The sequence below is a fragment of the Arthrobacter sp. TMT4-20 genome, assembly GCF_054510775.1.
Genome location: NZ_JBTNDW010000012.1, coordinates 67,094 through 92,421 on the forward strand (window position 1 = coordinate 67,094; position 25,328 = coordinate 92,421).

Here is a 25,328-nt window from a genome sequence, read left to right on the forward strand (position 1 = left end):
CGGACCGGTGCGGCTAACGCCGGTGCTTCAAAACCCGATCAACGCTGAACATCGTGGTGGTGCCGCTGACTTCGTTGCCGACAGCGAGCAGCGGCTTCCCGGTGGATGAATCCTTCGCCGAGATGAAGACCAGGCCCTCGGGGCCCAGATCCCCGGCCGCGCCCAGCGTGGACGGATCATCTTCGACTGACGCTGAGAAGTCGCGGTTGTTCACGTAGGTGACGAACGTCGAGTGCTCGGGCGAGGTGATGTCGTAGACCATGACGCCGCCCACCCGTTCGAGCCCCACGAAGGCATAAGTCCGCCCATCCACCTCGCCTAGGGTGACGCCCTCGGGCTCGGGGCCCTTGTCATCACTGCGACCCTCGAAATTGCTTTCACTGTGGTTCGAGTTGAAGAATTCGGGGACGGCTTCGGCGGTGATCCGTTCGAAATCGGCCGCCGTGTCGAAGACCTTGCTCCCCTTGTCGGTCCAGATGGACATCGACCGGGTGCCGTAAGTGAATAGTTCTTCGTAGCAGGCTCCGTCAGCCGAGAGTCCGTCGGCAAGCGTGATTTTCAGGCGTCCAAGATTCTCGTCCTGATGCAGCTGCTCGACGGTCATTTTGCTGCCGTCAGCGTTGCGCTTCATCGTGTCGAAATCCTCACAGATCGGCGGAAGCCCGTCGCCCAGATCCTTGACTCTCGCCTCCTCGGAGTAGCCTTCCCAGTCGCGGGCGTCACCCTCATTGGCGGAGACGAGGTACGTTTTGCCCTTCGCTGTGTAGGAGGCGATGGCGTCCGGTTGGTGGAAGCCCTTCACCGGCCAGTTCGCAATATTGATGGCGTCGTCCCGGTCCGAGACATCCATCGGCGTCGTGAGGCGGTCGACTGTCCCAAGCGGAATTATCCTGGTGACCTTTGCCGACTTCAGGTTAACCTCGGCAACCGCGTTGGCCTCCTGCAGCGAGACGTACGCGGTCCTGCCGTCCTTCGCTACGGTCACGTACTCGGGTTCGAGATTCTCGGAGACCGGGTACTTCGGTTGCACTCCGGTGGCGTCTTCACGCCCGCCGTTGATCCTGACGCCGTCGGGCAGGTTCTTCTCGAAGGACCGGAAGCCGGCGGTCTTGACATCCTGCTGTCGGGGAACCTCGATCCGGTTGTGTTTCAGCTTTACTATCGAAACCGACCCCTCGGGATCCACCGAGTAGTCCTCGGCCGGCTCGGCCTCATTGGCGACGACGGCCTGATCGCCCCGGGGAGTAAAGGTCACCATGTCGGGGAGGGCGCCAACGCGGACGGCGCCGAGGGTTTCGCCGTCGCCGTTCGCATCGAAGAAGACCAGCCAACCCTGATCGGTTTTGGTGGGTGCTTCCACGGCCAGCGCTCCGAGGCCATCCGCTCTGACGGCCACCGAATTCACGACTGCGCCGGCAGGGATCCGCGACCCGTCGCCCGACCTGACGCCTTCAGTCACGAGGTTGAACAACTTGGTTGGCTGGTTCGGGTCCTTGACGTCGAGCACCTCGACCAGCGCCTCGGCGGCGTTCACCACGAGGAGACGCTGGGCGCCCGGGTAGTGGGTGACGATTTCGGCTGCGCTGGCGTCGAAAATCCCGGTCTCGTAGGTGCCGATCGGGTTCAGCGAGAGTGCAGCGCGATCGGCTGAGTACCTGACCGGGTCCGCTACCACGTTGGCGGTAGCCGGAGCGGCGATGCCGAGGGTGCAGGCGATGGCTGTTGCGGCGATCAAAGTCCGCGGGCTGTGCTTTTTCACTTTGGACGTCTCTCGATAGATGCGGCGGGGCAGAGTCGGGACCGCTGGGCCACCTCAGGGGTCCGGTGCGATGGCCCGATGGCTGAACGCAAATTACTCTAGGTGCCCCGACTCCCCCGGTTCGGAAACCGCAGGTTAACGGCTGAGGAACGTTTGGTTGGAGTGGATTTGTTGCGGCAGGAGGCACCTCTTTGAGTGACCATGGCGCAGATACGGCCCTCAGGGTCGGGGCGGCGCGAAAAAGCGCACTCGCCAGCGCGGACGGGGGCACCCACCAGTAGGATGTGCACCATGACTGAACTGCCTGTTGCCCTGATCACCGGCGCCTCGCGCGGCATCGGCCTTGCCATCGCCCGCGAGCTCGCCCCCACCCACCACCTGCTCCTGGGTGGCCGTGACGCCGAGGCGTTGAAGGACCTCGCCAGCGAGTTCCCCTCCGCCGGGCCCTTCGCGGCCGAACTGACCGAGCTCACGCCCGACGTCGTGCACGGCATCTCCCGCCTCGACGTGCTGGTGCACTCGGCGGGAGTGCTACAGATGGGCCAGGTGGCAGACCTTACCCCCGAACAATGGCGGAAAAGTTTCGAGGTCAACGTGTTCGCCGTAGCGAACCTGACCCGGCTGCTGCTGCCAGCGCTGCGAGCCGCCAAGGGCCAGGTCATTGCCATCAACTCGGGCTCAGGGTACGCCTCCGGCGACGGGTCTGCGCTTTACAGCGGCACGAAGTTCGCACTGCGGGCCTTCACCGATGCCCTGCGGCAGGAGGAACGCGCAAACGGCGTCCGGGTCAGCTCCATCCACCCAGGCCGGGTGGCCACCGACATGCAGCAGGAGTTGCACGACTTTGAGGGCAAGCCCTACCGGCCCGAGGAATGGATCCAGCCTGACCAGGTCGCCAAAGCGGTCCGCCTGGCAGTGGACGCTTCACGTGATTCGGTCATCGAGTCGCTGAACATCCGGCCATCCGGAATGGTCTGACCCGACACCTTCCAACGGTGCCTTCCTCGGGTTTGAGGCGGGGTCAGCCTCGCCGGATCACCCGCGGCTTCCCGAACTGCGTCTGGACACCCGGCGAGTACAGCACCGATTCGGGTGGCCCCATCACTTCGATTCCGGCGGCGCTGACCAACCCATCGTCGAGGTACTCGACTGTTGCGGGATGCAGCGGCCAGGGCGCGTGGGTGTTCGGGATGAACAGCGTGCGCCCGGCAAGTTCGGAGTGCAGGCCGAAGCGCGCGGTGAGGTTGATGGTCAACGGGTCGGTCGCGATCACCGAGCGGTTGGGCCGGACAGCGAACGACGACGTCGCCCCGCCCCTGAACCGCTGCACCGTATACCCTGCGAGACCCGGGTCGGGCACCGGCGCGCACCGGGACCACACGTAGGGGATTCCTGCCGCCCGCGCCACGAGGACCACGGCCAACCGTGACGCATCAAGGGTCAGGAACACCACCCCGCGGGTTCCCTCCGAGTCCCGCGAATACAGCCGGACGTTGATCTCGCTGAAGGACCCGAAATATGGGATGGGCATCCCCGAACCGATCCCGGCCCCGACCATCCGGAACCCGATCAACCCCACCCAGGCGTCGCCGTCGTACACATCCGGTTCAGTACCGGGCGGCATGAATTGTGCGGCCGTCGCCACCGGGATCCGCCAGTGCAGGAAGACCGCATCCATCCATGCCTGGTCCATGATCGGCAGGCTGAGGAGGGGCGGCGCTGCCGGCCAGACGACTGAGTCAGACATCGGCGGTCACCTGTGTTCTCGTTGGTTTCATTCGATTATCGATTTGCAGAACTGAAAAGCCAAAGCCCACGAACATGGCACCAATGAACACGCAGTTGATCAGGACCTCGAGCGGATCGATAAGCCTCAGATCCACAAACGGGTAGGGGTACCAGGTAACCGCTGCGCCACGAATCAGCGTGTACACCAGCCATGTTGCCGGGAAGATCAGGGACAGCCACACCGTGTGGATGGTGAAACGCGGCCGGGGGCCAAACAGCAGCCACCCGAGCACCGTGAGAATCGGCACCACATAGTGCAGGAGCGTGTCCGACAGCCTGCCCAGACCCACCAGAGCCTGCACCTCGGGGAGGCTCCGCAGCAGTGTGAAGGCGATGAGCCCGGTCACCGAGATATTGACGACGGCGTTCAACCGCAGCACCCGCCACAGGGTGGACTGCCTGCCCTCCGGGTTGCGGGCGAGGTCCAGGTTGATCATCAGAACCAGGATGTTGCTGAGGATGGTGAAGTAGCTGAAGAAGTTCCACCACGACATCGCGGGACCCAGCAGGGAGTATTTTTCCCCATTGATCAGTGCGATGACCTGGGCTCCGAGGCCCACAATCCCAATCAGGGCGACCACTCCGTGCCAGCCTCTTGCAGCAATCCTCATAGTTTCCTCCTGCAGTGAATAACAATGCCCTCCTGATCGTATGCCTAGTAGGCTGTGCCCGTGAATGACGAGACCCTTTGGGCTACAGAAAACCGTGAACACCCGGGGCACTCCGCCCGCTACATCAAACGGTTCGAGGCGATGCGTGAAGAGGGCCGTGACCTGCACGGTGAGGCGCGGCTGCTGGACGCGATGGCCGGACGAAGGAGCCAGATCCTCGACGCCGGCTGCGGCACCGGCCGGGTCGGCGGGGAACTGGCACGGCTGGGTCACCATGTCATGGGTGTCGACGCGGACGCCGAGCTCATCGCCGCAGCACAGCACGACCATCCAACATCGCGGTGGCAGACCGGGGACCTGAGCACCCTGGAGCTGGCGCGAACCTTCGAACTGATCGTGTGTACCGGAAACGTGTTGCCGTTCCTGGCACCCGGAACAGCGCCCGAGGTGCTCCGGCGGCTGCACGCGCATCTGATGCCGGACGGCCGACTGGTGGTGGGCTTCGGCAGCGACCGCGGGTACGCCGTCGACACCTTCTTCGCCGACGCCGACGCAGCCGGCCTCGAACGACAATCCCTGTTCTCCACCTGGGATCTCAGGCCGTGGGAGCCGACGTCGTCGTTCCTGGTCGCCGTCCTAGCCCGCAAACACGCCGTCTAAACGACAAACGGCACCCGGCGAGAGCCACGAAAGCTGCTCCCCGGGTGCCGTCAGGCGGTAATCGATCAACCCAGTACCTGATCAGGCGCGGCTGATCCCAGCGCGTGCCATCGCGTCGGTGTAGGCGGCCTGCATTTCCTGCCGCCACACTTCCTGCTTCGCCGGGGATCCCGCAAACGCGCGGTCGCCGGTGGAGCGCACCTTGTACACCTTGAAACCGCGGCGCTGAATGGCCCGGTTCTCCAGCTGGGTGAGGCGGCGTGCCACCTTGTGCGCATCGGTGCCGTGAGCCACGAGGGCCGAGGCGCGAGAGACGCGCTGCAGGAAGGCCAACAATGGCTTGACGCCTTCATCGATCTGCTCTGGGGTGAGGGCCTTTTCCTTTACCTCTGTGACGTACCAGGGGTAAACGTTCCAGGGCATCACGAACTTGGGCTGCAGCCCAACGCTTTCGTAAATTTCAGCAGTGCGGATAGCACTCTGATCGTCGTTCTCCGCCGACACGAATCCTGAGGCGAGGCTTGCACCCGGGTTGGAGAACAGGCTCACAATCCGACACTCGTCGAGGTCATGTGCGGGGTCAATGTAGGGAAGTGAACGGTCCGGCTTCTGCTCGGCCAGAGTGTCACACATCCGGTTGATTTCTTCGATATTCGGGTCGTAACGTCGTTCCCACTGCTGTGCTCGGTAAGCCGGGTCCGCCATGCGTCGTGCCAATTTTGCCTCCTCGCGGACAATGCCTGAAGTGGCAATAATGTTGTCCGCAGTCTTCCAGCTTACGCGCCCAAGCTGAACGCGGGGTCACCCGGTCCTTGCTGGAGTGCATGGACTGCGTGCAGGATTCCCCAACTTCCGGGGCCGACGACGGCGTGTCCCGCCGAACACGCCGCGTTTCTGGCCGTTACCCCGGCGAAGGTGGGAGACCTGCACGCCCGACGGCGACCGATGACCAGCCTAGGCATCGTCGCCGTAGATGAAACTTTTCGCGAAGGACACCGCCTTCTTGAACGCATCGTTGCGCAGGGAAACGTCGTCGACCGCATCACTGGATTCCAGGTATGCGGTGTGGCCTGGCCTGAGCACCCAGATGTCTCCCTGAGGGGGGAGATAGAACACGCCGAAAGACCGCTGCGACTGGTCATCACCCCAGATCGGGACGGCTGCGACAGCTGCGCCGGTATCCACATTGATCCATTGGGCGCGCGGCTGCGGCTCACCACCCACTGCTGGGTCAAGGAACGGGGCGGCACCCTTTCCCCAGCGTTCCTCGAAACGCTCATAGAACGCGGGAACCAGCTGAGCGTCGTACCGCCGCCATCCGGACATCATGTACCCCTTAACTTCCTCAACCGTCGTCTACTGCGGAAGTGGGGCGGCCCCCGTTGCCCCCCGACAAGGGCCGCCCCTGCTCGTTGCGGGCCGTTCGTCAGGCGTTGATCTCCTGCCGGGACTGCCCATTGCTTTCAATTTCGATCCGCCGTGGCTTGGCCTTCTCAGCGATTGGGATGCGCAGGGTCAGCACGCCGCCGTCGTAATTTGCTTTCACTTTTTCGGTGTCCAGGGTGTCGCCGAGGATCAGTTGCCTGCTGAAGACGCCGCGGGGGCGCTCGGCGGCGATCAGCTCGGTTCCGTCTGGGGCGGAGGAGCTCCGTTCGGCACGGACGGTGAGCACGTTGCGCTCCACATCGAGGTCAATCGAGTTCGAGTCGACGCCTGGAAGATCGAAGGCCACCACAAAACTTTCGTTTTCCTGCCACGCGTCCATCGGCATCGCTGCCGGGCGGGCGGTCGTCCCGAGGACCTGCTGGGCCAGACGATCCAGCTCCCTGAATGGGTCGGTACGCATCAACATGGTTCCTTACTCCTTCAGCATCTTGAGTTGATGAATAGCCTGCCAATCATCTGTAGTGATTGACATAGATTTTTTATAGCACTGGTGAGAGACTGATGCAAGAGGGATTGTTCGATAAGTTCGGACCACGGCTGGAGGGTTGGAGATGACTGAGAAACAAGACCCCAGCGCCGGCCTGTACGCCATCTCGGTGGCGGCTGAGCTGGTCGGAATGGGACAGCAGAATCTGCGGCTCTATGAGCGGAAGGGCCTGCTCGACCCGGCCCGAACCCCCGGCGGGACCCGGAAGTACAGCGATCTTGATCTGGCGACGCTGCGCCGCATCGAGCAACTACTCGGCGAGGGGCTGAATCTTGCCGGCATCAGGATGGTCCTGGTGCTGGAAGCCGCGAACGGCAGGCTGCGCGACGAGCTCGACGCGGCCGAGTAGCCCGGCCGGCAGGCCAGGCGAGTAGCCGACTGAGTAACCCGCCCGGGCGGCCTAGGCCCGACCCTTCAGGATCAGGTTCCAATACACCCGAGGCAGGATGCGCCGCTCCAGTACAAAGGTGGCACGGTGCTCCCGCATGATGCCTTTCCACGGGATGGACGGCTTCGCCCGGTACTGGTCATCAAATTCCGAGAACACCACCGTGGACCGCGACACCGTGAACGGGCAGGCCGAATAGTTGTTGTATTTCGCGTTGACGCTTTTGCCCTTCAGGACCGCCATCAGGTTTTTGGCAACCACCTGGGTCTGCTGGCGAAGGGCGGCGCCGGATTTGGAATTCAGGGTCGCCGCCGCGTCACCGAGGGACCAGACGGCCGGATACCTGATGGACCGCAGCGTCTCGGGGTCCACCTCGACAAATCCCGCAGGGTCCCCGGGCTTCGACAGATCGGTGGCCTTGAGCCAATCCGGCGCGGACTGCGGCGGGACGGCGTGGAGCACATCGTAGGTCAGGGTCTCGCTGCCACCGACACCGCTGCCAGCACCAAGGTCCTGCACCGTGACGGTGCGTTCGACGGCGTCGACGGCGGTGATCTCACTGTTGTGGCGCACCTCGATACCGTACTCGGCGATCTTGCGGTTGAGTTCCTCATTGGCCACCGCCTCGGCGAACACCGTCGGGGTGGGAACAATCAGCATCACCCGGATGTCCTCGAGAACGCCCTGCTGGGCCCAATAGTCACAGGCGAGGTACATCGGCTTCTGCGCCGCTCCCCCGCAGGTGAGCGGCCCCGGTGGCAGGTTGAACACCACCGTCCCGCGCCGCAAGTTCCGCAGCAGCTCCCAGGCCTTGGGTGCCAGCTCGATCTCATAATTGGACGCCCCGTACTTCGATGCCATTGCGTCCGCCAGGCCCGGTACCGCGTCCCAGTCCTTCTGGATGCCGGGGCAAACTACCAGCTGGTCGTAGCGAATCTGGTCACCTGATGCCAGGTGGATGGTGTTCTGGCCTGCGTCGATGTCGACGACGGCGTCCCTGACCCAGGTCACGCCGCGGGGAATCACCGAGGCCTGAGGCCGGATGGCCTCCGACGCCTCGGCTGTTCCGCCGGCAATGTGGGAAAACAACGGCTGGTACAGGTGCCGGGAGCTGGGCTCCACCACTGCAATGCCTTTGGCGCCATACCTTCGGAGCCGTGCTGCGAGCGATATTCCTGCATTTCCGCCGCCAATAATGACTATTTGATGGCGGGTCGGCTGCGGATCGCTTGCGGCAGCGGCCACGGCCTAGGCTGACTTCTCGGTGAGGGCGCTGGCCTTATGGGCAGCCTTGGCGCCGGTCTTGTCCGACTCGACAACGTACTGTGGCTCGTCGTCGCTGGCACGGTGGGTGTTGCCATCCAGTTGGAAATCACTGGTTTTCTTCTCCACAATTTTTCCGTGGGTAGTGCCCTGCGGGGTGTTCCACTCCACGCTTGTGCCCTTGGTCAGTGCCACAGTGACTCCTTCAATCGACAGTGTGCTTACCAGCCTACGGCCTATTCCGTGTAGGACTGCGGGATTGACCTATGAAAAGATGGAAGCCACCAGACGCACGCTGTCGTGCAGGCGGGGTATCACCCTGCACGACGACGGAGGACTTCATGAAAGACGGCGAAACTACAGCAGTGCACGGTCGCCATCTCCCTGATCACCCGACAGCCCCCGCCCCGGAACCCGGGGCGACGACGACGTCGTCGGCCTCGACGTCGACTTTGGCCGCGCCGGGGGCGACACGTAAGGGGTTCCGGCCCGAGGTCCAGGGTCTTCGGGCGCTCGCGGTCCTGATGGTGGTCACCTATCACATCTGGTTTGACCGGGTCTCCGGTGGCGTGGACATCTTCCTGCTCATTTCAGCGTTCCTGATGACCCTGACGTTCGTGCGGAAAGCCGACCGGGGAGCCCCCTTCGCCCTCCTGGCGCACTGGGTGCACCTGTTCAAACGCCTGCTGCCCGCCGTCGTCGTGGTCTTGATCGGAACCATCACCGCGTCGCTGCTGTTTCTGCCGAAGGCCCGCTGGAGTATGGTGCTCGAGCAGTCGTGGGCGTCGCTGTTCTACTTCCAGAATTGGCTGCTGGCGTCCGAATCCGTTGACTACTACGCCGACACCAGTGTGGCCAGTCCGCTTCAACACTTCTGGTCCCTCTCCATCCAGGGCCAGGTCTTCATCCTGTGGCCGCTGCTCTTCCTGGCAGCGAGCCTGGTGGCGAAAAGCATTCACCTCCGGTTCCAGACGGTCGCCGCGGTGATCTTCGGTGCGCTGTTCGTTGCGTCGCTCGCCTTTTCCATCTATCAAACCGATGCCAACCAGTCCTACGCGTATTTCGATACCCGAGCCCGGCTGTGGGAGTTCGCGCTGGGAACACTGCTGGCTTTGGCGCTGCCGTATGTGAAACTGCCGAAGGCCGCAGCGGTAGCGGCGGGCTGGATCGGGTTGGCGGGGATGCTGAGCGTCGGCTACCTGGTGGACGTCGAGGGCGAGTTTCCTGGTTTCGTTGCCCTCTGGCCGCTCGTCGCTGCGGCGCTGATCATCACCGCTGGCCAAACCGGAAGTCGCTTCGGCGCTGACCGGCTCCTCTCCTGGGGGCCGCTGGTAAAAATGGGTGACCTGTCCTACGCGCTCTATCTATGGCACTGGCCCGTGCTGGTCATTTACCTCGTGTATCGGGGACAGGACGCCGTCGGCCCCGTTGCGGGCCTGGCCATCATCGGCTTGTCGCTGATCCTCGCGTACTTCACCACCCGGTTTGTCGAACGCCCACTGCGGAGCCTTCCCCGGGTAGAGGCTAGCCGGGTGCGCAGCCTCGCAGTCATCGCCGTCTGCGTCACCCTCGTCTCCGTATCGGTGGCCAGCGTGCAGTGGACCATGCGGGCACAGGCTCAAGCCCTGGCCAGCCAATCCGACACGCAGAACCCCGGCGCCTATTCGCTGCTGCCCGGCTTCGTCGACCGCTCCACGGGTGACTCACCGCCGCTACCGGATCTGGGCAGCCTCGACGCCGAGTGGGGCGTGCTCGGCGAGAAGTGCGCAGGAGAGCACATTCCGGTAGAAAACGACCGAGCTGTCCGCGGTTGTTCCTTCACCCCCGCGGAGGGAACACCGGCGAATGAGATCCTGGTCATCGGCGACTCGCACACCGAGCAATGGCTGGAACCCATCGAACTTATGGCCCAGCGAAACAACTACCAGGTGACGGCCCTGCTGCTGGGTGGGTGCAGCTACGGCACGGAAAGCGACAACCGTTCCGAGGCCTGCAACACGTTCAACGACGCCGCGACGGACTACGCGCTAAGGATGAAGCCCGACGTCGTGTTCACCATGGCGACCATCTCCCACAAGGCAACCACTGCCGAACGTGAGGTCTCCGGTATCGCTGAGGCCAGCAAAATTCTCGGGGAAGCAGGCATCCCCGTGATCGGGATGCGGGATAACCCCAGATTCGAAATCAATATGATCAACTGCGTCGAGGAATACGGGCCGGATGCTGCCGAGTGCACCTTCCCGGTTAGCGAGAAACTTGCCGCGACCGCGCCGGTGCCCTCGGCGCAGGAAACGGGCGGCGCGCTCCGCTTCATGGACCTCACCGACCTGATCTGCCCCGCAGGGATCTGCAGCCCAGTGGTGGGCAACGTCTATGTCTACCTGGACGACAACCACCTCACCATTTCCTACACCGGAACAACCCTGCCGCAATTCGAGGAGCGATTCCACGCCGCCTTGGGCTGACGCCGGCCGGGACCAAGATGCCTACAACCGGGCATAAAGAGAGGGACAGGGCCGGTGGCCCTGTCCCTCTCTTTACCGGATGGTTTATCTGGTCCGGATCACGCTGTTTGTCCAGCGACCTGCCTAGCGGCGCTTGGTGAGTCCGCTCAACAGGTTCGCGGGTCGCTGCTGCTCGCCCTGCTGCGCACCGAGGACGATGACCACTCCGCTGACCACGGGCAGTGCCCACTGGACGATCTTGAGCTGCTTCTGTGCTGCGGCCAGTTCTGGTGAGCTGGAGGCGCCTGGTTCGGTTGCCCCTTTCGCACCCTCATCGGCCAGTTCCCCGACCTTCTTGCCCAGGATCCCGGCGTACAGTGACAGGCCCATTCCGGCGACCGTCACGACTGACTTGACGACGGTGTTGGCCAGCGCGCCGTCCTGTCCTGCGACCCGGCCCTTGTTGCCGAGGATGAGGCCGACGCCGCCAATGGCGTGGGCGCCGAAGGCTGCGGTCTGGATGGGGGTCCATTTGGCCCAGCCCACCGTCGCCAGACGGGTGCGTTCCTTCGGATCCTTGGCCTCCGCGGCCGCGCCGTTGAGGCCGACGGCACCCATCAGGGATCCGCCAAACCAGGCAGCGGCACTCAAATCGTGAACGGATCGTGCCAGTAGATTTCCAGCCATAGTGATCACTCCTCCAATAGATTTCCGTTGAATAACGGCAAAACTTGTTCCCTAAGCATACTTACTATCGGGTGGTTACGCACACCGGGGTCAGCCCGCGGCTATCTGCGGGGCGCCTTGAAGCCTCCCGCTGGCACCGGCATCGCATAGGCTTCCCGCATGAGCCGCACACCAGCAGCGACTCCTGCCACCGTCGCCTTGAGCGCCGCCGGGGTCCACTTCTCAGTGCTGAACTACGCCCACAACCCTCGGTCGGGCAGCTACGGGGCGGAGGCAGCGGAAGCCCTCGGCGTCGACCCGGCACGCGTTTTCAAGACCCTCATGGTGGATGTGGACGGAACGCTCACGGTCGCCGTCGTCCCCGTTTCCAGCTCGCTCAACCTGAAGGCACTCGCGGCCGCTTCCGGACGGAAGAAGGCGGTACTCGCCGACCCTGCGCTGGCCCAGCGGCGGACGGGTTACGTCCTGGGCGGCATCTCCCCGGTGGGACAACGGCAAACCAGCCCGGCAGTGGTCGATGAATCCGCCCTGAGCTTCGCCACCATCCTGGTGTCCGGCGGGCGGCGCGGGTTGGAGATTGAGCTGGCGCCGGCGGACCTGATCAGGGTGACCAGCGCGACAGTGGCATCCATTGCGCAACGATAAAGAGACCGGAACCTCACCCGGTTCAATGCACTGGGCGTAGACCTGAACCACGACCACATCACCAAAATTCAGCCCGAAACACAAGCCCTCCACAACAACGTGCTGGCGAAGTACGACGTCGATTACATGATTGACCTCCACCACCAGGGCGCGAACAGCGAGCGGGATGGGCGCCTGGTCTCAGGCTCCATTTTGCACCCGACCACACCGAACGTGGACCTCGACGTCCTTGAGGGATCCAAACGGCTGGGAGCAGTTGTATTCGATGCCGTGGACTCCACCGGGTGGGGGCATCTTGGCAAGTACGCTGGTGGCTCTGCAGAAACCATCAGCCGGAATGGAATCGCTGTCGAGTACGGCATCTCTACGTTGCTTTTCGAGATGCGTGGCATGTCTGACCATTTCAACGAGGGAGCAATCCTCGGACAGAAGAGCAATGGGTACCTAATCAAGCAGACGATTACCACTCTGGATGCAACGGTTAGCGCGTTGTCGGACGGATCAATCGAAGACGCCGATACCTCGTTCTGGGACACGCTGGCCGTGCAGAACACCCGCACGGAATAAGGTCACTGGACAGAGGGCTGCTCCCGCCGGTCTTCCGGTTCGGGGCAGCCCTTTGTGCTGCCCGGACGCTGCCGCGCTGAGGTGGTATCCCCGGGAATAGAACCGGAGTCACTCCAGTTGACGTAGTTACTACTGCAACGGCAGTGGGTCAGTGAAGGGAGTGCGCCGTGAGCGATCACGAAAGTCCGGCACCCGCGCATCAAGCCGAGGCCGACGGCGGGGCATGCCCCTCCTTCGTGGCCGCCATGGACGTCATCGGACGGCGCTGGAGCGGCATCATCATCGAGGCGATCGGTAAGGGCAACACCGGCTTCGCCGACGTCAGCCGATTTGTCCCCCACATCGGCGACACCATGCTCGCCAAGCGGCTCCGCGAACTTGAAACCGACGGGCTCATTCAGCGCGAAGTCATGGCTGGGCGTCCCATTCGCGTGCGCTACTCACTTACCGTCGCCGGGCTGGCCCTGCTGCCCATTCTGCGGGACATCACCGCGTGGGGACATGCCTATTCGGTGACCGAGCAAACCGCAGCTGCCGAACAGGCGCCCACAGACCACCACCTCAACAAGGGACGATAAAAACTATGGCTTTCGAACTTGGCATCCTCACCTTTGGCGAGCTGACCACCGATCTGACGACCGGACGCATGCCCTCCCCCGAGGAGCGGATGAAGCAGACCATCGAGCAGGCCCGCGTCGCCGACGAGGTGGGCCTCGACGTCTTCGGCGTCGGCGAACACCACCGCACCGACTTCGTCGCCTCAGCCCCGCACATGGTCCTCGCGGCCGCAGCCATGGCAACCAGGAACATTCAGCTCACCAGCGGCGTTACCGTGCTCAGCTCCGAGGACCCGGTCCGGGTGTTCCAGAACTTCGCCACCCTTGACCTCATCTCCGGCGGCCGGGCCGAGATCATCGCTGGCCGCGGGTCCTATACCGAGTCCTTCCCCCTGTTCGGGTACGACCTCGGCGACTATGCCGACCTCTTCCGGGAAAAGCTCGACTTATTGCTGGCCATCCGTGCCGAAAATCCGGTGTCCTGGCAGGGCCGCCTGCGCGCACCGCTGGTCAACGCCGACATCGCGCCCCGCCCGATCAGCGACCTACCCATCTGGGTGGGCGTCGGCGGCACCCCCGCCTCGGCGGTCCGCACGGGACAGCTCGGCCTGCCCCTGGCGTTGGCCCTCCTGCTGGGGCCCATCACCCAGTTCGAGCGCCCCGTGGATCTCTACCGTCAGGCATCGGTTGCCGCCGGCCATGACCCCTCCAGCCAGCGGATCAGCATCAACGCCCACGGCATGGTCGGCAAGACCAGCCAGAGCGCCCGCGACGACTTCTTTCCGTACTTCTCCCGCGGTCTGGGCGAGAACAACCACCAGCGTGGAGCCAGTTTCAATCTGCCGCGGAACGCCTTCGAGGCCCAGGCCTCCCCCGCGGGCGGCCTCCTGGTGGGCAGCCCCCAGGAAATCATCGACAAGCTGCTCACCTATCACGACCTGTACGGCGTCTCCCGCGCCGTCTTCCAGATGGGCTTCGGCGGAGTGCCGCAGCAGACTCACCTGGAAGCCATCGAACGCTTGGGCACCGAGGTGGCGCCCGTCATCCGCGCCGAGATTGCCTCCCGCGAATCGGTGAACGCATGAGCCGGCCCCTGCGCGTCGTCGTCGTCAATGGCAGCCCCACCCAACGCTCAAAGACAATGGGCCTGGTCAAGCTCATTACCGAGTCACTGTCGCAGAAGCTTGCGATCGAGGTCCACCAGACCAACGTCTACCACCTGGGCCCTTCCTTCACCGGCGCCATTTCGCGGGCGGATCTGGACCCGGCGGTCGAGGCCGAGTACGCCGCCGTCGAGTCGGCTGACCTGCTCATCGCCGCGACCCCCGTCTACCGCGGCTCCTATGCGGGGATGTTCAAGCACTTCTTCGACCTGGTGGGGCAGTACTCGCTGACAAACACGCCGGTCATCCTCGTCGCCACCGGTGGCAGCGACCGGCATGCACTCGTCATCGAGCACGCCCTCCGGCCACTGTTCGGGTTCTTCCAGGCCGCGACCATTCCCGTGGGCTTCTACGCGAACTCCGGAGACTTCGACGGCGACCTGGTGCTCAACGCTGAGGTGTACAGCCGGATCGAGGTCGGGCTGGGCGATGTCATCGATAGCCTGCACCAAACCGTCAACCGGTGAGCAAAGTAGACATTCGATAAGGAAATTTCCACCACCGGCGCCCACCTTGACCCACTCGGTCCGGTTTGCTCACCGGACAGAGGGGGTCGCTGACCGCCGTATCGGTATTCGGCTAGAGTTATACAGGTGAGGAATGGCCTACGGAACCCCGGTGTAGCGTGATTGACGACGCCGAGACGGACTCCCGGCGCCCCACCACCGCCCCCGCCTTTGTCCTTGCACAACTGCGGCGTGCCATCATCGCTGGTGAACTACTGCCCGGGCAGGCGCTCCGGCAGGACGCCCTCGCCGAACGCTTCGGGGTCAGCCGCGTCCCCCTCCGTGAAGCCTTCAAGGTACTGGAAGGCGAAGGGCAGGTGGTGTACGCACCACACCGCGGCTACAAGGTGGCCACCCTTTCACTCACCGACCTTCTCGAGGTGTACCGCATCCGCGAGATCCTCGAGGCTGAAGCCGTTCGAGTCGCGATCAGGCGGTCCGACGACGGCGTCGTCACCCTGCTGAGAGCGGCAGCCCAGGAAGTAGAGACGGCGAGCGCGGCCGGAGACCTGCTGACCATGACCGAGGCGAACCGGCGGTTCCACTTCCTGATGGTGACCTCAGCCCGGATGCCGCGCCTCGAAAAACTGATCCAGGTGTTGTGGGACGCCACAGAGACCTACCGGTTCGTGTACTACGGCGACGAGGCCAACCGCCACCGGGTCGAGAATGAACACCAATGCATCATCGAAGCTTTCGCCGATCGCGATGCCGACCGGGTCATCACCCTGCTCAACGAACACCGCAGCCATGCTGTCGACGCCCTGAGGACTTTCCTGAACGGGAAGTGACCCTCGTCACGAAATATTTGTGATCCCTGTTACATTCTGACCGGAAATTGGATACAGTATCCAAATGATCTGGTCACCGCCGCGCTCCTTGACGCTGCTCGCACCCTTGTTGCCCGGGGTACCGAAGTGCCAGCAGCCACGTTTCGGGAATCACTTCCATGAGTGACTGGCTCGGTCTGGGTGGCCAACGGGTCTTGGTCGCTGGTGCTGGCGGTATTGGCAGCGCCTTGGCTGGAGCTTTTGCCGACGAGGGAGCCCGCGTGGTGGTTGCCGACGTGAATCCGGCCGGCCTCGCCGCCCTGGATCCTCGGGTGCACCCCCTCGAAGTGGATCTCTCCACCACCGCCGGGTGCGACGACGCCGTCGCCCGCGCAGCCGCCGAACTCGGCGGACTCGACGTCCTGGTCCACGCGGTGGGCGTCAACAACCGGGTCCCACTGCTCGAAACCACCGACGATGACTGGGATCGCATGATCTCCATCAACCTCACCAGCGCCTTCCGCCTCGGCCGGGCCGCCGGCAAGCTCATGGTCGCAGCCGGCTACGGGCGCCAGGTCTACTGTTCCTCGGTGTCGAGCCTGCTCGCCCACCCGGACCACGGCCCCTACGCCGCCAGCAAGGGCGGCCTGAACCAGCTCCTCCGCGTGATGGCCCGCGAATGGGCCGCCGACGGCGTCACAGTCAACGCCATCGCCCCCGGCTACGTGGAAACCGAACTCACCCGCGGTCATCTGGACAAACCGGGCGTCCGCGAACACTACACCTCACTCGTTCCCGCCGGCCGGCTGGGCACCACCGGCGATCTCACCGGCCCCGCCCTCTTCCTCGCCTCCCGCCAGGCCGCCTTTGTCACCGGCCATGTGCTCTACGTTGACGGCGGGCGGACCCTTGTCTGAGCAAGAGTGGGTTGAGCAGGAGTCAGTCGCGCGCCAGCCGGCCGAGAAGGCCGACGGCGGCCGCTTCCCGTTGCTCGCGCCGGGGGTGCTCGACGACGATCAGCTCGCCCTTTACAACACGATCGCTGGTCCACCCCGTGCGGGTGGCCCCTTCCTGGTGGTCGACGACGACGGCCACCTGGCCGGGCCGTTCAATGCACTGCTGTACGCCCCGCAGATCGGTCAGGCTGTGCAGGCGCTGGGCGCAGCGCTCCGGTTTGGCGGTAAACTGCCCGCCCGCACCCGTGAACTGGTGATCTGCGCCGTCGCCGCCGAACGCTGCTCAGCCTACGAATGGTATGCGCACAGCAGGGTAGCCCTCACCGTCGGCATCACCGCGACGGAACTGGAAAACCTCCGTGGGGGTTTCGTCCCGGCTGAGCTACCCGACGACGAACTCTCGGCCCTGACGTTCACCGCCGCCCTCCTCAACGGGCGGGCCGTCTCCGATGTCGACCATGCAGCCGCGCTTGAGCACCACGGCCACGAAGGCATCACCGAGCTGTCCATCCTGGTGGGCTACTACCGGGCCCTGTCCGGGCTGCTCGCCGCCGGCGACGTCGGCGCACCAGCGGCCAGGGCGCCAACCGCCCCCCATTCTCAACCTCCATCACACATCACCACCACCACTAAGGGAGAACGTCCATGACCACCTCACCACTGCACCGTCGCAGGGTCCGGCTTGCCGCCGCTGCACTCACCGTCCCCGCACTGTTCCTGTCCGCCTGCGGCAGCCCCGATACCAGCGGCGGAGACAGCGGCGGCGGAGACGCCAGCGCCGCAGCCGACGGCGGCACCCTGTCCATCGCCACCGGCGGTACCGGCGGCGTGTATTACCCCCTCGGCGGCGGCTTCGCCACGATGATCCGCGACAACGTCGAGGGCTACGACGCCACGGTCCAGGAGACCAACGCCTCCGTGGACAACATGCTCCTGATCGAGAACGGTTCAGCCCAGCTGGCCTTCGCCGTCGGCGACGTGGTCTCCGACGCCGTAGAGGGCGTCAACGACTTCGAGGGCAACCCCATCGAAATCTGCTCACTGGGCAACACCTACAACAACTTCATGCAGGCCGTCACCGTTGATGGCACCGGCATTGAGGGTGTCGCTGACATGGAAGGCAAGGTCGTCTCGGTCGGCGCTCCCGGCTCGGCCACCGAGGTCGCTGCCCTGCGTATCCTTGAGGCCGCCGGCATCGACCCCGAGTCAGGGGTGGAACGCCGTCAGCTCGGCGCCGCTGAAACCGTCGCAGCCCTGCGTGACGGCACCATCGACGCTGGTTTCTGGTCCGGCGGCCTGCCCACCGGTGCGCTGATCGACCTCGCCAGCGACGGGGACATGAACCTCCTCAACATCGGGGAGTACGCCGAACAGCTCTCCACCGAATACGGCGACTACTACGTCGAGGAAGACATCCCCGCCGACACCTACGAGGGCCAGACTGAGGCAGTCTCAGCGATCGCCTCACCGAACATCCTCGTAGCCAGCCCGGAAATGGACGAGCAGCTGCAGCAGGACATCACCGCGGCGATCTTCGACAACGTTGAAGCCCTCACCCAGGTGCACCCCGCCGCCGTCGAACTGGATGCCGCCACCGCAGGGGACATCGCCTACGTCGAAACCTGCCCCGGCGCCCAGGCGTACTTTGACGAAAACGCAGGCTAACCACTGATGCGCAAGCCCGCCGTCGTCGTCGCCGTCCTGGTGTGCCTTGGCACGCTGGGCGGTGGGGCGTTCGCGGTTGCTGCCCAGAGTGTCCCCGAACGGGACGCTCCCGGGCGCAGCATCGTGATCACCAACGACGACGGCGGGCTGGCCTCGGTTCCCCTTCCCGGGGATACTTTCGCGGTCAGCTACCGCAATTCGATTTACGGAACCATCGCCGAGGAACGCTACACGGTCCTCCCCGACGGCAGTTTCCGGCTCCACCAGATCGCCGCCGACCAGCTCGCGGTGCTCGAAGAGTATTACGGTGTCCCCGGCGCCCCCACCCCCGCGGGCCCCAACGACCGGCGGAACTTTGTGGTCGAGCCCGACCCAGCACACCCCGCCGTGTTCACGGACCTTTCTATTGCCGCCACCGATCTCGGTGAACGCACCCTCCACCTGCCCGGAACAGCGCCCGTTTCGCTGTGGGACATGGTCGACGACGATCAGCCCTTCATCCTGCTAGACATCAAGGAGACCCCATGACCGAGCGAATTGACGGCGACGGCGACGGCGCCGTCAAGGCCGGCAAGCTGCACCGCCCCACCCCCGACGAGGCGATCGATCCGAGCCGCCGCGACGAAGCGCGAATACCCGACGACGCCGAGATCAACCCGATCGATCGCAGCGACGAGATCGATGAAGACGCGCTGATCGCCGAGTTCGAGGCGGAGAAACCCGCCCGGCAGCTGGCGGGTCTTCCTGCCCTGGTGGTCAAGGTCGTCGCCGGCGGCATGTCGGTCTTCGCCCTGTACTGGGTGTTCAACCCGATGGCGACGCAGTTCTATCTGCCAGCGTTCCTGATGGTCGGGTTGTCCCTGACCTTCCTGGTGTACCGCGGGTGGGGCCGGTCGGATAAGGCCAAGGAAACCGGAAAATCCGATAATCCACACATCCTGGACTGGGTATTTGCTGCCATCGCCGTGGTGCCCTTCGCCTACATCATTTCCGACTGGGACTCCTTCTTCCGCCGCGCCATCAATCCCACCTACCTCGACCTGGCCATGGGCATCATCGCCATCCTCGTGGTCCTGGAAGCCGCCCGGCGGACCGTCGGTATCCTGGTGCCGCTGGTGGTCGTGGGATTCTTCGCCTACGCCTACTGGGGCCCGTACATTCCGGCGCCGTTCAACACGTCGTCGTTCGACTGGATCCGGCTGGTGGGCCACAACGTGATGGGCACTCAGGGAATCTTCGGGGTGCCCACCGACGTCGCTGCCACGTACATCATCCTGTTCACCATCTACGGTGCCGTGCTCGGCGCCTCGGGTGCCACCAAGTTCTTCATCGACCTCTCCTTCTCGGCGTTCGGCCAGTCGAAGTCCGGCCCCGGCCGGACCGTCACCCTGGCGGGCTTCCTGCTGGGTACCGTGTCAGGTTCCGGCGTGGCCACCACCGTCACCCTCGGTGGCATCTCCTGGCCGCTGCTGCGCAAGGCCGGTTACCCGAAGGAACACGGTGGTGGCATCCTGGCCGCCGCGGGTATCGGCGCGATCATGTCGCCTCCAACCCTCGGCGCTGCGGCGTTCATCATCGCCGCCCTGCTGGGCGTGTCCTACCTTGAGGTCCTGATCTGGGCCACCATCCCCACCCTGCTCTACTACTTCGGCATCATCCTCGCCATTGAGATGGACGCCCGCCGGTTCAAGACCAAGGCAGTGGAGATGGACATCAAGCCCGTCGGTAAACTGCTGCTGCGCTTCGGCTACCACTTCAGCTCCCTGATCGCCATCGTCGCCTTCATGGCCATGGGCATGACCCCGTTCCGGGCCGTGGTCTTCGCCACGGTGCTCGCCTTTGTGCTGAGCTTCTTCGACCGCGAGTCCTGGATGACCCCCCGGCGGATCTGGGATGCCCTGGCCACCGGAGCCACCGGCGCCCTCTCCGTCATCCCCGTGATGGCGGCGGCGGGCCTGATCGTGGGCATCATGACCCTGACCGGTCTGGGCCTGAAGCTCGCCAGCATCATCGTCGACTTCGCTGGCGGCAGCCTCCTGCTCACCGCGATCTTCTCGGCTACCGCGGTCATCCTGCTGGGCCTGGCGGTGCCGGTCACGGCGAGCTTCATCATCTCCTGGGTGATCATCGGCCCCGCCCTGCAGGACGTGGGCGTGCCGGGCTTCGCCGCGGCGATGTTCATCTTCTACTACTCGGTCCTCAGCGAGGTATCGCCCCCGACGGCGCTCTCGCCGTTCGCCGCGTCGGCCATCACCGGCGGCAAACCGATCAAGACCATGTGGCTCACCTGGCGGTACACCCTGTCCGCCTTCCTGGTGCCGTTCATCTTCGTCCTCTCCGGCTCGGGTGTTGGGCTGCTGCTCCAGGGCGGCGTCGCTACCGTGGCACTGGCCTTCTCCGTGTCGATCCTCGCGGTCGCAGCGCTGGCCGTCTCCACCGGTGGCTGGCTCATCGGCCCGGCCCGCTGGCCGGAACGGGTCATCCTGGCCATCGGGTCCCTCCCGCTGCTCACCCTCGATCCGCTGAACATTGGGATCGGCATCGCGATCATCGCCGTCGGTGTGGTGGTGCACCTGATCAGCCGGAAACGGCACCCGTATGATCCGGACGCCGAGCCGGCGGAAGCAGACTCAGCCGATTCGGTTGGTTCGGTTGATTCGGCAACGAGGACGACGGCGTCGGCCACCTCCTCGGGGGCCGGTGCGCACCGTGCGTCGTCCACCGCGGCAGTCACCTCGTCGCCGAAGAGTGTTGCGTCGTCGAAACCCACCACGGGTCCCGCCGCTTCATGACCAAAGCACCGTCGACGCACGCAGCGGTCACCATGCTGCAGGCCGTCTCCGTCACCACCACAGGGGTGCTTCCTGCCTTCCTGCTGGGTGCGTTGGCGGTGCAGATCCGTGGGGACCTGGACATTGGTCCAGCGGAAATGGGGATGGCTGCGGCCACTCTCTTCACCGTGTCCGGTGTACTGGCCCGCCCGTTGGGCGGGCTGGTGCAGCGCATCGGTGCCGCGAAAGGCATGGTCGCTTCGGCGACGCTCGCCGCCGTCGCCCTGGCCGGGGCCGGTCTGGCGCCGACGTTCGCGCTGCTGATCGTGGCCCTGTTTGTCGGTGGGCTGGCCAACGCGATGGCCCAACCGTCGGCGAACCTGGGCATTTCCCGGGCGGTCAATCCGAACCGGCTGGGCCTGGCGTTCGGCGTCAAGCAGTCCTCCATCCCGGCTGCCTCGATGATTGCCGGGATCGCCGTCCCGGTGATTGCCCTCGCCGTCGGCTGGCGGTATGCGTTTCTGCTCGGCTCGCTGATGGCCATCGCGATTGCCGTGTGGGCGTTCTTCAGCGCACCCGGCACCCGCCCGACCCAGCCCGGAGAAACCCCCAAGGCCGACCGCGGCACCCCCAGGGGCGGGTTGGTGATGCTGAGCGTGGGCGCCGGGCTCGCCGCCGCGGCGGCCACCTCGCTGGGCGTGTTCCTGGTGGACTCGGCGGTGCAATCCGGAATGGCGCCCGGAACCGCCGGGCTGCTGTTCGCCGGCGCGGCGCTGCTGGGCCTGGTGATCCGCATCCTGCTGGGCCTCGCCATGGACAGGTACCCGAACCACAGCCCGCTCGTACTGATCACCAATCTCCTCGCGACCGGGGTGATTGGGTATTTGCTGCTCGCCCTGGGCACCAGTTCGCTGCTTTTCGTGCTCGGTGCGCTGTTGGCCTACGGCGCCGGTTGGACCTGGCCGGGCCTGGTGCACTTCGCTGTGGTCCGTGACAACCGCGCCAACGCGGCCACCGCCACCGGCGTCATCCAGACCGGGCTGTCTCTGGGTGCCGCGGCCGGGCCGCTGCTGTTCGGGCTGCTGACCGCCGCCACCTCGTATGACACCGCCTGGCTGGCCGCCGCCGTCGTCGCCGCCCTGGCAGCCGTGACGTTCACGGTGGCTCGCCGCATGATCCGCCGGTCGCGGGCACTCACCGCCGCCGCGCCGCCGGCCACAGACCACACCTTGACCCCAATGGAGGAGAAGAGATGACACCCACGCGTTTCGCAGTGGTGGGAGGTGGCATCGTTGGTGCCGCCGTCGCCCGCCGGTTGCTGCAGGTCCAGCCCGACGCCCACGTCACCGTGCTGGAGAAGGAACCCATCCTTGCCGGACACCAGACCGGCCGGAACTCCGGCGTCGTCCACGCCGGGCTGTACTACACGCCCGGATCGTTGAAGGCGCGGCTCTGCCGGCAGGGCGTGGACATGCTCAAGGAGTACTGCGAGGAGAAGGGCCTGCCCTACGACGAGTGCGGCAAGGTCCTCGTGGCCCGCAACCCCGTCGAGGAAGGCCGGCTCGGGGACATCATGGACCGCGCGGTCGCCAACGGTGTGCCGGGCGTGCGCCTCATCAACAAGGACGAGCTGCTGGACCTCGAACCCCACGTCAAGGGCACCTCTGGCCTGCACTCCCCGCACACCGCGATCGTCGACTACGGCGCGATCACCCGCTCCCTCGCCAAGGACGTCGAGGCCGCCGGCGGCACCGTCCACACCAACTTCGAGGTCACCGCCCTGACCGAACGGGCCGGGCAGACGGTGGTCACCGGCAAGCACCACGGCGCCGAAACGTCCGACGCCTACGACACGGTGATCGTCTGCGCCGGACTGCAGGCCGACCGGGTGGCGAAGCTCGCTGGCGACGACGACGACCCCAAGATTGTGCCCTTCCGCGGCGAGTACTATCTGCTGCGCCCGGAACGCCGGCATCTGGTCCGCGGGCTGGTGTACCCGGTACCGGACCCCCGGTATCCCTTCCTTGGCGTGCATCTGACCCCGACCACCGACGGCGAGGTGATGGTGGGCCCCAACGCGGTGCTGGCCCTCGCCCGTGAAGGCTACAAGTGGTCCACCATTTCGCCCCGCGACCTCAAGGACGCGGTGATGTACTCGGGATTCCGGGCCTTCGCGAAGCAGCACTGGCGCACCGGTGCCGCCGAAATGCTCGGGTCGCTGAGCAAGCGCCGGTTCGTCGCCGAAGCGCGCAAGTACGTTCCCGAGATCACCGCCGACGACGTCGTCCCCGGCCCCCGCGGCATCCGCGCCCAGGCGCTGACCCGCGACGGTTCCCTGGTGGACGATTTCCGGATCACCCGGCAGGGCTCGGTGCTGTCTGTAAGGAACGCGCCATCGCCCGCCGCCACCTCCTCGCTCGCCATCGCCGAGCACATTGTCTCGCTGGCACTCGACCGCGACTCCGACCGAAAGGACACCTCATCCCTGTGACTACGAACCCTCTGACAACTTCCCCTGTTTCCCCGCTCGCCAAAGGCCTCTGGGGCGTGCTCGCCACACCCTTCTCCGGCCACGACTTCGCCGTCGACACCGAGTCCCTCCGCAGCGAGGTCCGGCTCTACACCGGGCTGAACGCCACCGGCATGGTGGTGCTCGGCGTGTTTGGTGAGGGCGTGTCCCTGGACACCGCCGAGCAGACCATGATCGTGACGACCGTCGCCGAGGAAGCCGGTGACACTCCGTTGGTGGTCGGCCTGTCGGCGCGGTCGACGGCGGTCGCAGTCGAGCAGGCGCGCACTGCGGTCGCCGCCGCGGGCAGCAACCTCGGTGCGCTGATGGTGCAGGCCAATAGCGCCAACCCCGAGCTGCTCGCCGCGCATCTGACGGCGATCAACGAGGTCATCCCCGCCGGGACCGGCGCCGGGATTGTGCTGCAGGACTATCCGGTGGCTTCGGGTGTGAAGATCAGCGCCGCACAGATTCTGAAAGTGCTGGAGCTCTGCCCGTTCATCAGCGCCGTGAAGTCCGAGGCGCCACCCACCGCCGTCCCCATCGCCGCGCTGACCGCCGCCACCACGGTGCCGGTCTTCGGCGGGCTGGGCGGGGTCGGGCTGCTCGATGAGCTGGCCGCCGGTGCGGCCGGCGCGATGACCGGGTTCTCCCACCCGGAGGGCCTGCAGGCGGCGTTGACCGCGTTCGCCGACGGTGGTTTCCCAGCGGCCCGTGCCGCGTTTGCCCCGTGGCTGCCGCTGGCCAACTTCGAGGGCCAACCCGGCATTGGGCTGGCCCTCCGCAAGGAGATCCTGCGCCGCCGCGGCATCATCGCCGACGCCGCGGTACGCCCGCCGTCCCCCACGTTGCCGCCGGCACTCGCCGACATGATCGACGCCCACCTTGATGCTGTGAAGGAGATTGCCTGATGGATACCGGACTCAAGGGGAAGAACGTGCTGGTACCGGGCGCGAGCTCGGGCATTGGCCTGGCCATTGCCCAGGCACTCGCCGACGAGGGCGCCAACGTGGTGCTCGCCGCCCGCCGCGAGGACGTGGTGCAGGCCGAAGCCGCCAAGCTGCCCTCCGCCGTCGGGATAGCGATGGACCTGACCGACGACGGCGCCCCCGCCGCCCTGGTCGAAGCCGCCGAGCAGGCCTTCGGACCGATCGATGTGCTGATCCTCAACAGCGGCGGCCCGCCCCCTGGAGGTGCGGCGGATGTCAGCGACGAGCAGGCCCTGGCCGCGGTACACCAGTTGCTGCTGCAGCACATGAGGCTGACCAACCTGGTGCTGCCCGGCATGCGCGAACGCGGCTGGGGCCGGATTGTCGCCGTCGGCTCCAGCGGAGTGCAGCAGCCGCTGCCCAACCTGGCGCTCTCCAACATCGGCCGGGCCGGGCTGGCCGGCTACCTCAAGACCCTCGCCGCCGAGGTCGCGGCCGACGGCGTCACCGTGAACATGGTGCTGCCCGGCCGGATCGACACGGACCGGGTGGCGTCCCTCGACGCTGCGGCGGCCAAGCGGACCGGCAGCACCCCGGACGAGGCTCGCGCCGCGTCGGAAAAGACCATTCCCGCCGGCCGGTACGGTGCGCCCGAAGAGTTCGGCGCCGTCGTCGCCTTCCTTGCCAGCGTCCCCGCCGCGTACGTGACGGGCGAACAGGTCCGTTGCGACGGCGGCCTGGTCCGCGGCTACTAGCC

At 65.4% G+C, this 25,328-nt stretch carries 27 protein-coding genes and 1 pseudogene; 19 read left to right on the forward strand and 9 right to left on the reverse strand.

Features of this window, described 5'->3' with window-relative positions; genetic code table 11:
- Positions 1 to 13: 13 nt before the first annotated feature.
- Positions 14 to 1,759, reverse strand: a complete 1,746-nt coding sequence (locus tag ACX80Z_RS12525) for a choice-of-anchor I family protein (RefSeq protein ID WP_459316089.1) — start codon at positions 1,757 to 1,759, stop codon at positions 14 to 16.
- Between the two features lie 291 nt (positions 1,760 to 2,050).
- Between ACX80Z_RS12525 and ACX80Z_RS12530 the strand changes: the two genes are divergently transcribed.
- On the forward strand, positions 2,051 to 2,737 hold the full coding sequence (locus ACX80Z_RS12530) for an SDR family oxidoreductase (RefSeq protein ID WP_024476599.1): 687 nt from the start codon (positions 2,051 to 2,053) through the stop codon (positions 2,735 to 2,737).
- A gap of 43 nt (positions 2,738 to 2,780) precedes the next feature.
- On the opposite strand, the gene ACX80Z_RS12535 is transcribed toward ACX80Z_RS12530, so the two are convergent.
- Entirely contained in the window at positions 2,781 to 3,506 is a 726-nt protein-coding gene (locus ACX80Z_RS12535) for a YqjF family protein (RefSeq protein ID WP_459316090.1), read from the reverse strand.
- Complete coding sequence (locus ACX80Z_RS12540; RefSeq protein ID WP_459316091.1) at positions 3,499 to 4,158, reverse strand: Pr6Pr family membrane protein; 660 nt, start codon at positions 4,156 to 4,158, stop codon at positions 3,499 to 3,501. The genes ACX80Z_RS12535 and ACX80Z_RS12540 overlap by 8 nt, the downstream gene beginning before the upstream one ends.
- 60 nt (positions 4,159 to 4,218) lie before the next feature.
- Here ACX80Z_RS12540 and ACX80Z_RS12545 point away from each other — a divergent pair, with 60 nt between their 5' ends.
- On the forward strand, positions 4,219 to 4,818 hold the full coding sequence (locus ACX80Z_RS12545; protein ID WP_459316092.1) for a class I SAM-dependent methyltransferase: 600 nt from the start codon (positions 4,219 to 4,221) through the stop codon (positions 4,816 to 4,818).
- Positions 4,819 to 4,899: 81 nt separating this feature from the next.
- Here ACX80Z_RS12545 and ACX80Z_RS12550 read toward each other — a convergent pair whose 3' ends face one another.
- The 3 genes from ACX80Z_RS12550 to ACX80Z_RS12560 all read right to left on the reverse strand — a co-directional run bounded on the left by ACX80Z_RS12550 (position 4,900) and on the right by ACX80Z_RS12560 (position 6,670).
- Complete coding sequence (locus ACX80Z_RS12550; RefSeq protein WP_237715347.1) at positions 4,900 to 5,535, reverse strand: uracil-DNA glycosylase family protein; 636 nt, start codon at positions 5,533 to 5,535, stop codon at positions 4,900 to 4,902.
- A 237-nt stretch (positions 5,536 to 5,772) separates the two neighbouring features.
- Positions 5,773 to 6,144, reverse strand: a complete 372-nt coding sequence (locus ACX80Z_RS12555) for a hypothetical protein (RefSeq protein ID WP_024476602.1) — start codon at positions 6,142 to 6,144, stop codon at positions 5,773 to 5,775.
- Positions 6,145 to 6,244: 100 nt separating this feature from the next.
- Complete coding sequence (locus ACX80Z_RS12560) at positions 6,245 to 6,670, reverse strand: Hsp20/alpha crystallin family protein (RefSeq protein ID WP_019484227.1); 426 nt, start codon at positions 6,668 to 6,670, stop codon at positions 6,245 to 6,247.
- 145 nt (positions 6,671 to 6,815) lie between these two features.
- Here ACX80Z_RS12560 and ACX80Z_RS12565 point away from each other — a divergent pair, with 145 nt between their 5' ends.
- Positions 6,816 to 7,100, forward strand: coding sequence for a MerR family transcriptional regulator (locus ACX80Z_RS12565; protein WP_024476603.1), 285 nt, complete (start codon positions 6,816 to 6,818; stop codon positions 7,098 to 7,100).
- A gap of 51 nt (positions 7,101 to 7,151) precedes the next feature.
- Here ACX80Z_RS12565 and ACX80Z_RS12570 read toward each other — a convergent pair whose 3' ends face one another.
- Positions 7,152 to 8,384, reverse strand: a complete 1,233-nt coding sequence (locus ACX80Z_RS12570; RefSeq protein ID WP_459304019.1) for an NAD(P)/FAD-dependent oxidoreductase — start codon at positions 8,382 to 8,384, stop codon at positions 7,152 to 7,154.
- A gap of 3 nt (positions 8,385 to 8,387) precedes the next feature.
- Positions 8,388 to 8,597 carry a hypervirulence associated TUDOR domain-containing protein gene (locus tag ACX80Z_RS12575; protein ID WP_024476605.1) on the reverse strand — a complete coding sequence of 70 codons (210 nt, stop codon included), beginning with the start codon at positions 8,595 to 8,597 and terminating at the stop codon, positions 8,388 to 8,390.
- 146 nt (positions 8,598 to 8,743) lie between these two features.
- On the opposite strand from ACX80Z_RS12575, the gene ACX80Z_RS12580 reads away from it, so the two are divergent.
- A complete protein-coding gene (locus ACX80Z_RS12580) occupies positions 8,744 to 10,867 on the forward strand; it encodes an acyltransferase family protein (RefSeq protein ID WP_459316093.1) in 2,124 nt (707 codons plus the stop codon).
- A gap of 123 nt (positions 10,868 to 10,990) precedes the next feature.
- Here the strand turns inward: ACX80Z_RS12580 and ACX80Z_RS12585 are convergent, their stop codons facing one another.
- Positions 10,991 to 11,533, reverse strand: coding sequence for a hypothetical protein (locus ACX80Z_RS12585; RefSeq protein ID WP_019484222.1), 543 nt, complete (start codon positions 11,531 to 11,533; stop codon positions 10,991 to 10,993).
- Between the two features lie 159 nt (positions 11,534 to 11,692).
- On the opposite strand from ACX80Z_RS12585, the gene ybaK reads away from it, so the two are divergent.
- The 15 genes and pseudogenes from ybaK to ACX80Z_RS12660 all read left to right on the forward strand — a co-directional run bounded on the left by ybaK (position 11,693) and on the right by ACX80Z_RS12660 (position 25,326).
- A complete protein-coding gene (ybaK, locus tag ACX80Z_RS12590) occupies positions 11,693 to 12,178 on the forward strand; it encodes a Cys-tRNA(Pro) deacylase (RefSeq protein WP_459316094.1) in 486 nt (161 codons plus the stop codon).
- A 3-nt stretch (positions 12,179 to 12,181) separates the two neighbouring features.
- Positions 12,182 to 12,745, forward strand: a pseudogene (locus ACX80Z_RS12595) (M14 family metallopeptidase); the annotation flags it as partial.
- A 167-nt stretch (positions 12,746 to 12,912) separates the two neighbouring features.
- The gene (locus ACX80Z_RS12600; protein WP_116778462.1) at positions 12,913 to 13,323 is read left to right on the forward strand and encodes a winged helix-turn-helix transcriptional regulator; all 411 of its coding nucleotides are present in this window, start codon (positions 12,913 to 12,915) and stop codon (positions 13,321 to 13,323) included.
- 5 nt (positions 13,324 to 13,328) lie between these two features.
- Complete coding sequence (locus tag ACX80Z_RS12605; RefSeq protein WP_459304025.1) at positions 13,329 to 14,387, forward strand: LLM class flavin-dependent oxidoreductase; 1,059 nt, start codon at positions 13,329 to 13,331, stop codon at positions 14,385 to 14,387.
- Positions 14,384 to 14,932: an NAD(P)H-dependent oxidoreductase gene (locus ACX80Z_RS12610; protein ID WP_019484216.1), complete on the forward strand. Its 549-nt coding sequence runs from the start codon at positions 14,384 to 14,386 to the stop codon at positions 14,930 to 14,932. Before ACX80Z_RS12605 ends, ACX80Z_RS12610 begins: the two co-directional genes overlap by 4 nt.
- A 158-nt stretch (positions 14,933 to 15,090) precedes the next feature.
- The gene (locus tag ACX80Z_RS12615) at positions 15,091 to 15,762 is read left to right on the forward strand and encodes a GntR family transcriptional regulator (RefSeq protein ID WP_024476612.1); all 672 of its coding nucleotides are present in this window, start codon (positions 15,091 to 15,093) and stop codon (positions 15,760 to 15,762) included.
- A gap of 158 nt (positions 15,763 to 15,920) precedes the next feature.
- Positions 15,921 to 16,658: an SDR family NAD(P)-dependent oxidoreductase gene (locus ACX80Z_RS12620; protein WP_459316095.1), complete on the forward strand. Its 738-nt coding sequence runs from the start codon at positions 15,921 to 15,923 to the stop codon at positions 16,656 to 16,658.
- On the forward strand, positions 16,651 to 17,346 hold the full coding sequence (locus tag ACX80Z_RS12625; protein WP_459316096.1) for a carboxymuconolactone decarboxylase family protein: 696 nt from the start codon (positions 16,651 to 16,653) through the stop codon (positions 17,344 to 17,346). Before ACX80Z_RS12620 ends, ACX80Z_RS12625 begins: the two co-directional genes overlap by 8 nt.
- On the forward strand, positions 17,343 to 18,362 hold the full coding sequence (locus ACX80Z_RS12630) for a TAXI family TRAP transporter solute-binding subunit (protein ID WP_019484212.1): 1,020 nt from the start codon (positions 17,343 to 17,345) through the stop codon (positions 18,360 to 18,362). The genes ACX80Z_RS12625 and ACX80Z_RS12630 overlap by 4 nt, the downstream gene beginning before the upstream one ends.
- A 6-nt stretch (positions 18,363 to 18,368) precedes the next feature.
- Positions 18,369 to 18,890, forward strand: coding sequence for a hypothetical protein (locus tag ACX80Z_RS12635; protein ID WP_459316097.1), 522 nt, complete (start codon positions 18,369 to 18,371; stop codon positions 18,888 to 18,890).
- Positions 18,887 to 21,154: a TRAP transporter permease gene (locus ACX80Z_RS12640; RefSeq protein ID WP_459316098.1), complete on the forward strand. Its 2,268-nt coding sequence runs from the start codon at positions 18,887 to 18,889 to the stop codon at positions 21,152 to 21,154. Before ACX80Z_RS12635 ends, ACX80Z_RS12640 begins: the two co-directional genes overlap by 4 nt.
- Positions 21,151 to 22,389: an MFS transporter gene (locus tag ACX80Z_RS12645; RefSeq protein ID WP_459316099.1), complete on the forward strand. Its 1,239-nt coding sequence runs from the start codon at positions 21,151 to 21,153 to the stop codon at positions 22,387 to 22,389. The genes ACX80Z_RS12640 and ACX80Z_RS12645 overlap by 4 nt, the downstream gene beginning before the upstream one ends.
- The gene (gene lhgO, locus ACX80Z_RS12650; protein ID WP_459316100.1) at positions 22,386 to 23,624 is read left to right on the forward strand and encodes an L-2-hydroxyglutarate oxidase; all 1,239 of its coding nucleotides are present in this window, start codon (positions 22,386 to 22,388) and stop codon (positions 23,622 to 23,624) included. The genes ACX80Z_RS12645 and lhgO overlap by 4 nt, the downstream gene beginning before the upstream one ends.
- A complete protein-coding gene (locus ACX80Z_RS12655) occupies positions 23,621 to 24,553 on the forward strand; it encodes a dihydrodipicolinate synthase family protein (RefSeq protein ID WP_459316101.1) in 933 nt (310 codons plus the stop codon). Before lhgO ends, ACX80Z_RS12655 begins: the two co-directional genes overlap by 4 nt.
- The gene (locus tag ACX80Z_RS12660) at positions 24,553 to 25,326 is read left to right on the forward strand and encodes an SDR family oxidoreductase (RefSeq protein ID WP_459316102.1); all 774 of its coding nucleotides are present in this window, start codon (positions 24,553 to 24,555) and stop codon (positions 25,324 to 25,326) included. The genes ACX80Z_RS12655 and ACX80Z_RS12660 overlap by 1 nt, the downstream gene beginning before the upstream one ends.
- Positions 25,327 to 25,328: the final 2 nt, after the last annotated feature.

Bases quoted from the DNA above. Each gene is read 5' to 3' on its own strand.
- ACX80Z_RS12560 (WP_019484227.1), bottom strand. From the start codon at position 6,670: ATGTTGATGCGTACCGACCCATTCAGGGAGCTGGATCGTCTGGCCCAG.
- ACX80Z_RS12540 (WP_459316091.1), bottom strand. From the start codon at position 4,158: ATGAGGATTGCTGCAAGAGGCTGGCACGGAGTGGTCGCCCTGATTGGG.
- ACX80Z_RS12640 (WP_459316098.1), top strand. From the start codon at position 18,887: ATGACCGAGCGAATTGACGGCGACGGCGACGGCGCCGTCAAGGCCGGC.
- ACX80Z_RS12610 (WP_019484216.1), top strand. From the start codon at position 14,384: ATGAGCCGGCCCCTGCGCGTCGTCGTCGTCAATGGCAGCCCCACCCAA.
- ACX80Z_RS12585 (WP_019484222.1), bottom strand. From the start codon at position 11,533: ATGGCTGGAAATCTACTGGCACGATCCGTTCACGATTTGAGTGCCGCT.
- ACX80Z_RS12580 (WP_459316093.1), top strand. From the start codon at position 8,744: ATGAAAGACGGCGAAACTACAGCAGTGCACGGTCGCCATCTCCCTGAT.
- ACX80Z_RS12565 (WP_024476603.1), top strand. From the start codon at position 6,816: ATGACTGAGAAACAAGACCCCAGCGCCGGCCTGTACGCCATCTCGGTG.
- ybaK (WP_459316094.1), top strand. From the start codon at position 11,693: ATGAGCCGCACACCAGCAGCGACTCCTGCCACCGTCGCCTTGAGCGCC.
- ACX80Z_RS12620 (WP_459316095.1), top strand. From the start codon at position 15,921: ATGAGTGACTGGCTCGGTCTGGGTGGCCAACGGGTCTTGGTCGCTGGT.
- ACX80Z_RS12660 (WP_459316102.1), top strand. From the start codon at position 24,553: ATGGATACCGGACTCAAGGGGAAGAACGTGCTGGTACCGGGCGCGAGC.
- ACX80Z_RS12630 (WP_019484212.1), top strand. From the start codon at position 17,343: ATGACCACCTCACCACTGCACCGTCGCAGGGTCCGGCTTGCCGCCGCT.
- ACX80Z_RS12555 (WP_024476602.1), bottom strand. From the start codon at position 6,144: ATGTCCGGATGGCGGCGGTACGACGCTCAGCTGGTTCCCGCGTTCTAT.
- ACX80Z_RS12535 (WP_459316090.1), bottom strand. From the start codon at position 3,506: ATGTCTGACTCAGTCGTCTGGCCGGCAGCGCCGCCCCTCCTCAGCCTG.
- ACX80Z_RS12635 (WP_459316097.1), top strand. From the start codon at position 18,369: ATGCGCAAGCCCGCCGTCGTCGTCGCCGTCCTGGTGTGCCTTGGCACG.
- ACX80Z_RS12645 (WP_459316099.1), top strand. From the start codon at position 21,151: ATGACCAAAGCACCGTCGACGCACGCAGCGGTCACCATGCTGCAGGCC.
- ACX80Z_RS12530 (WP_024476599.1), top strand. From the start codon at position 2,051: ATGACTGAACTGCCTGTTGCCCTGATCACCGGCGCCTCGCGCGGCATC.
- lhgO (WP_459316100.1), top strand. From the start codon at position 22,386: ATGACACCCACGCGTTTCGCAGTGGTGGGAGGTGGCATCGTTGGTGCC.
- ACX80Z_RS12605 (WP_459304025.1), top strand. From the start codon at position 13,329: ATGGCTTTCGAACTTGGCATCCTCACCTTTGGCGAGCTGACCACCGAT.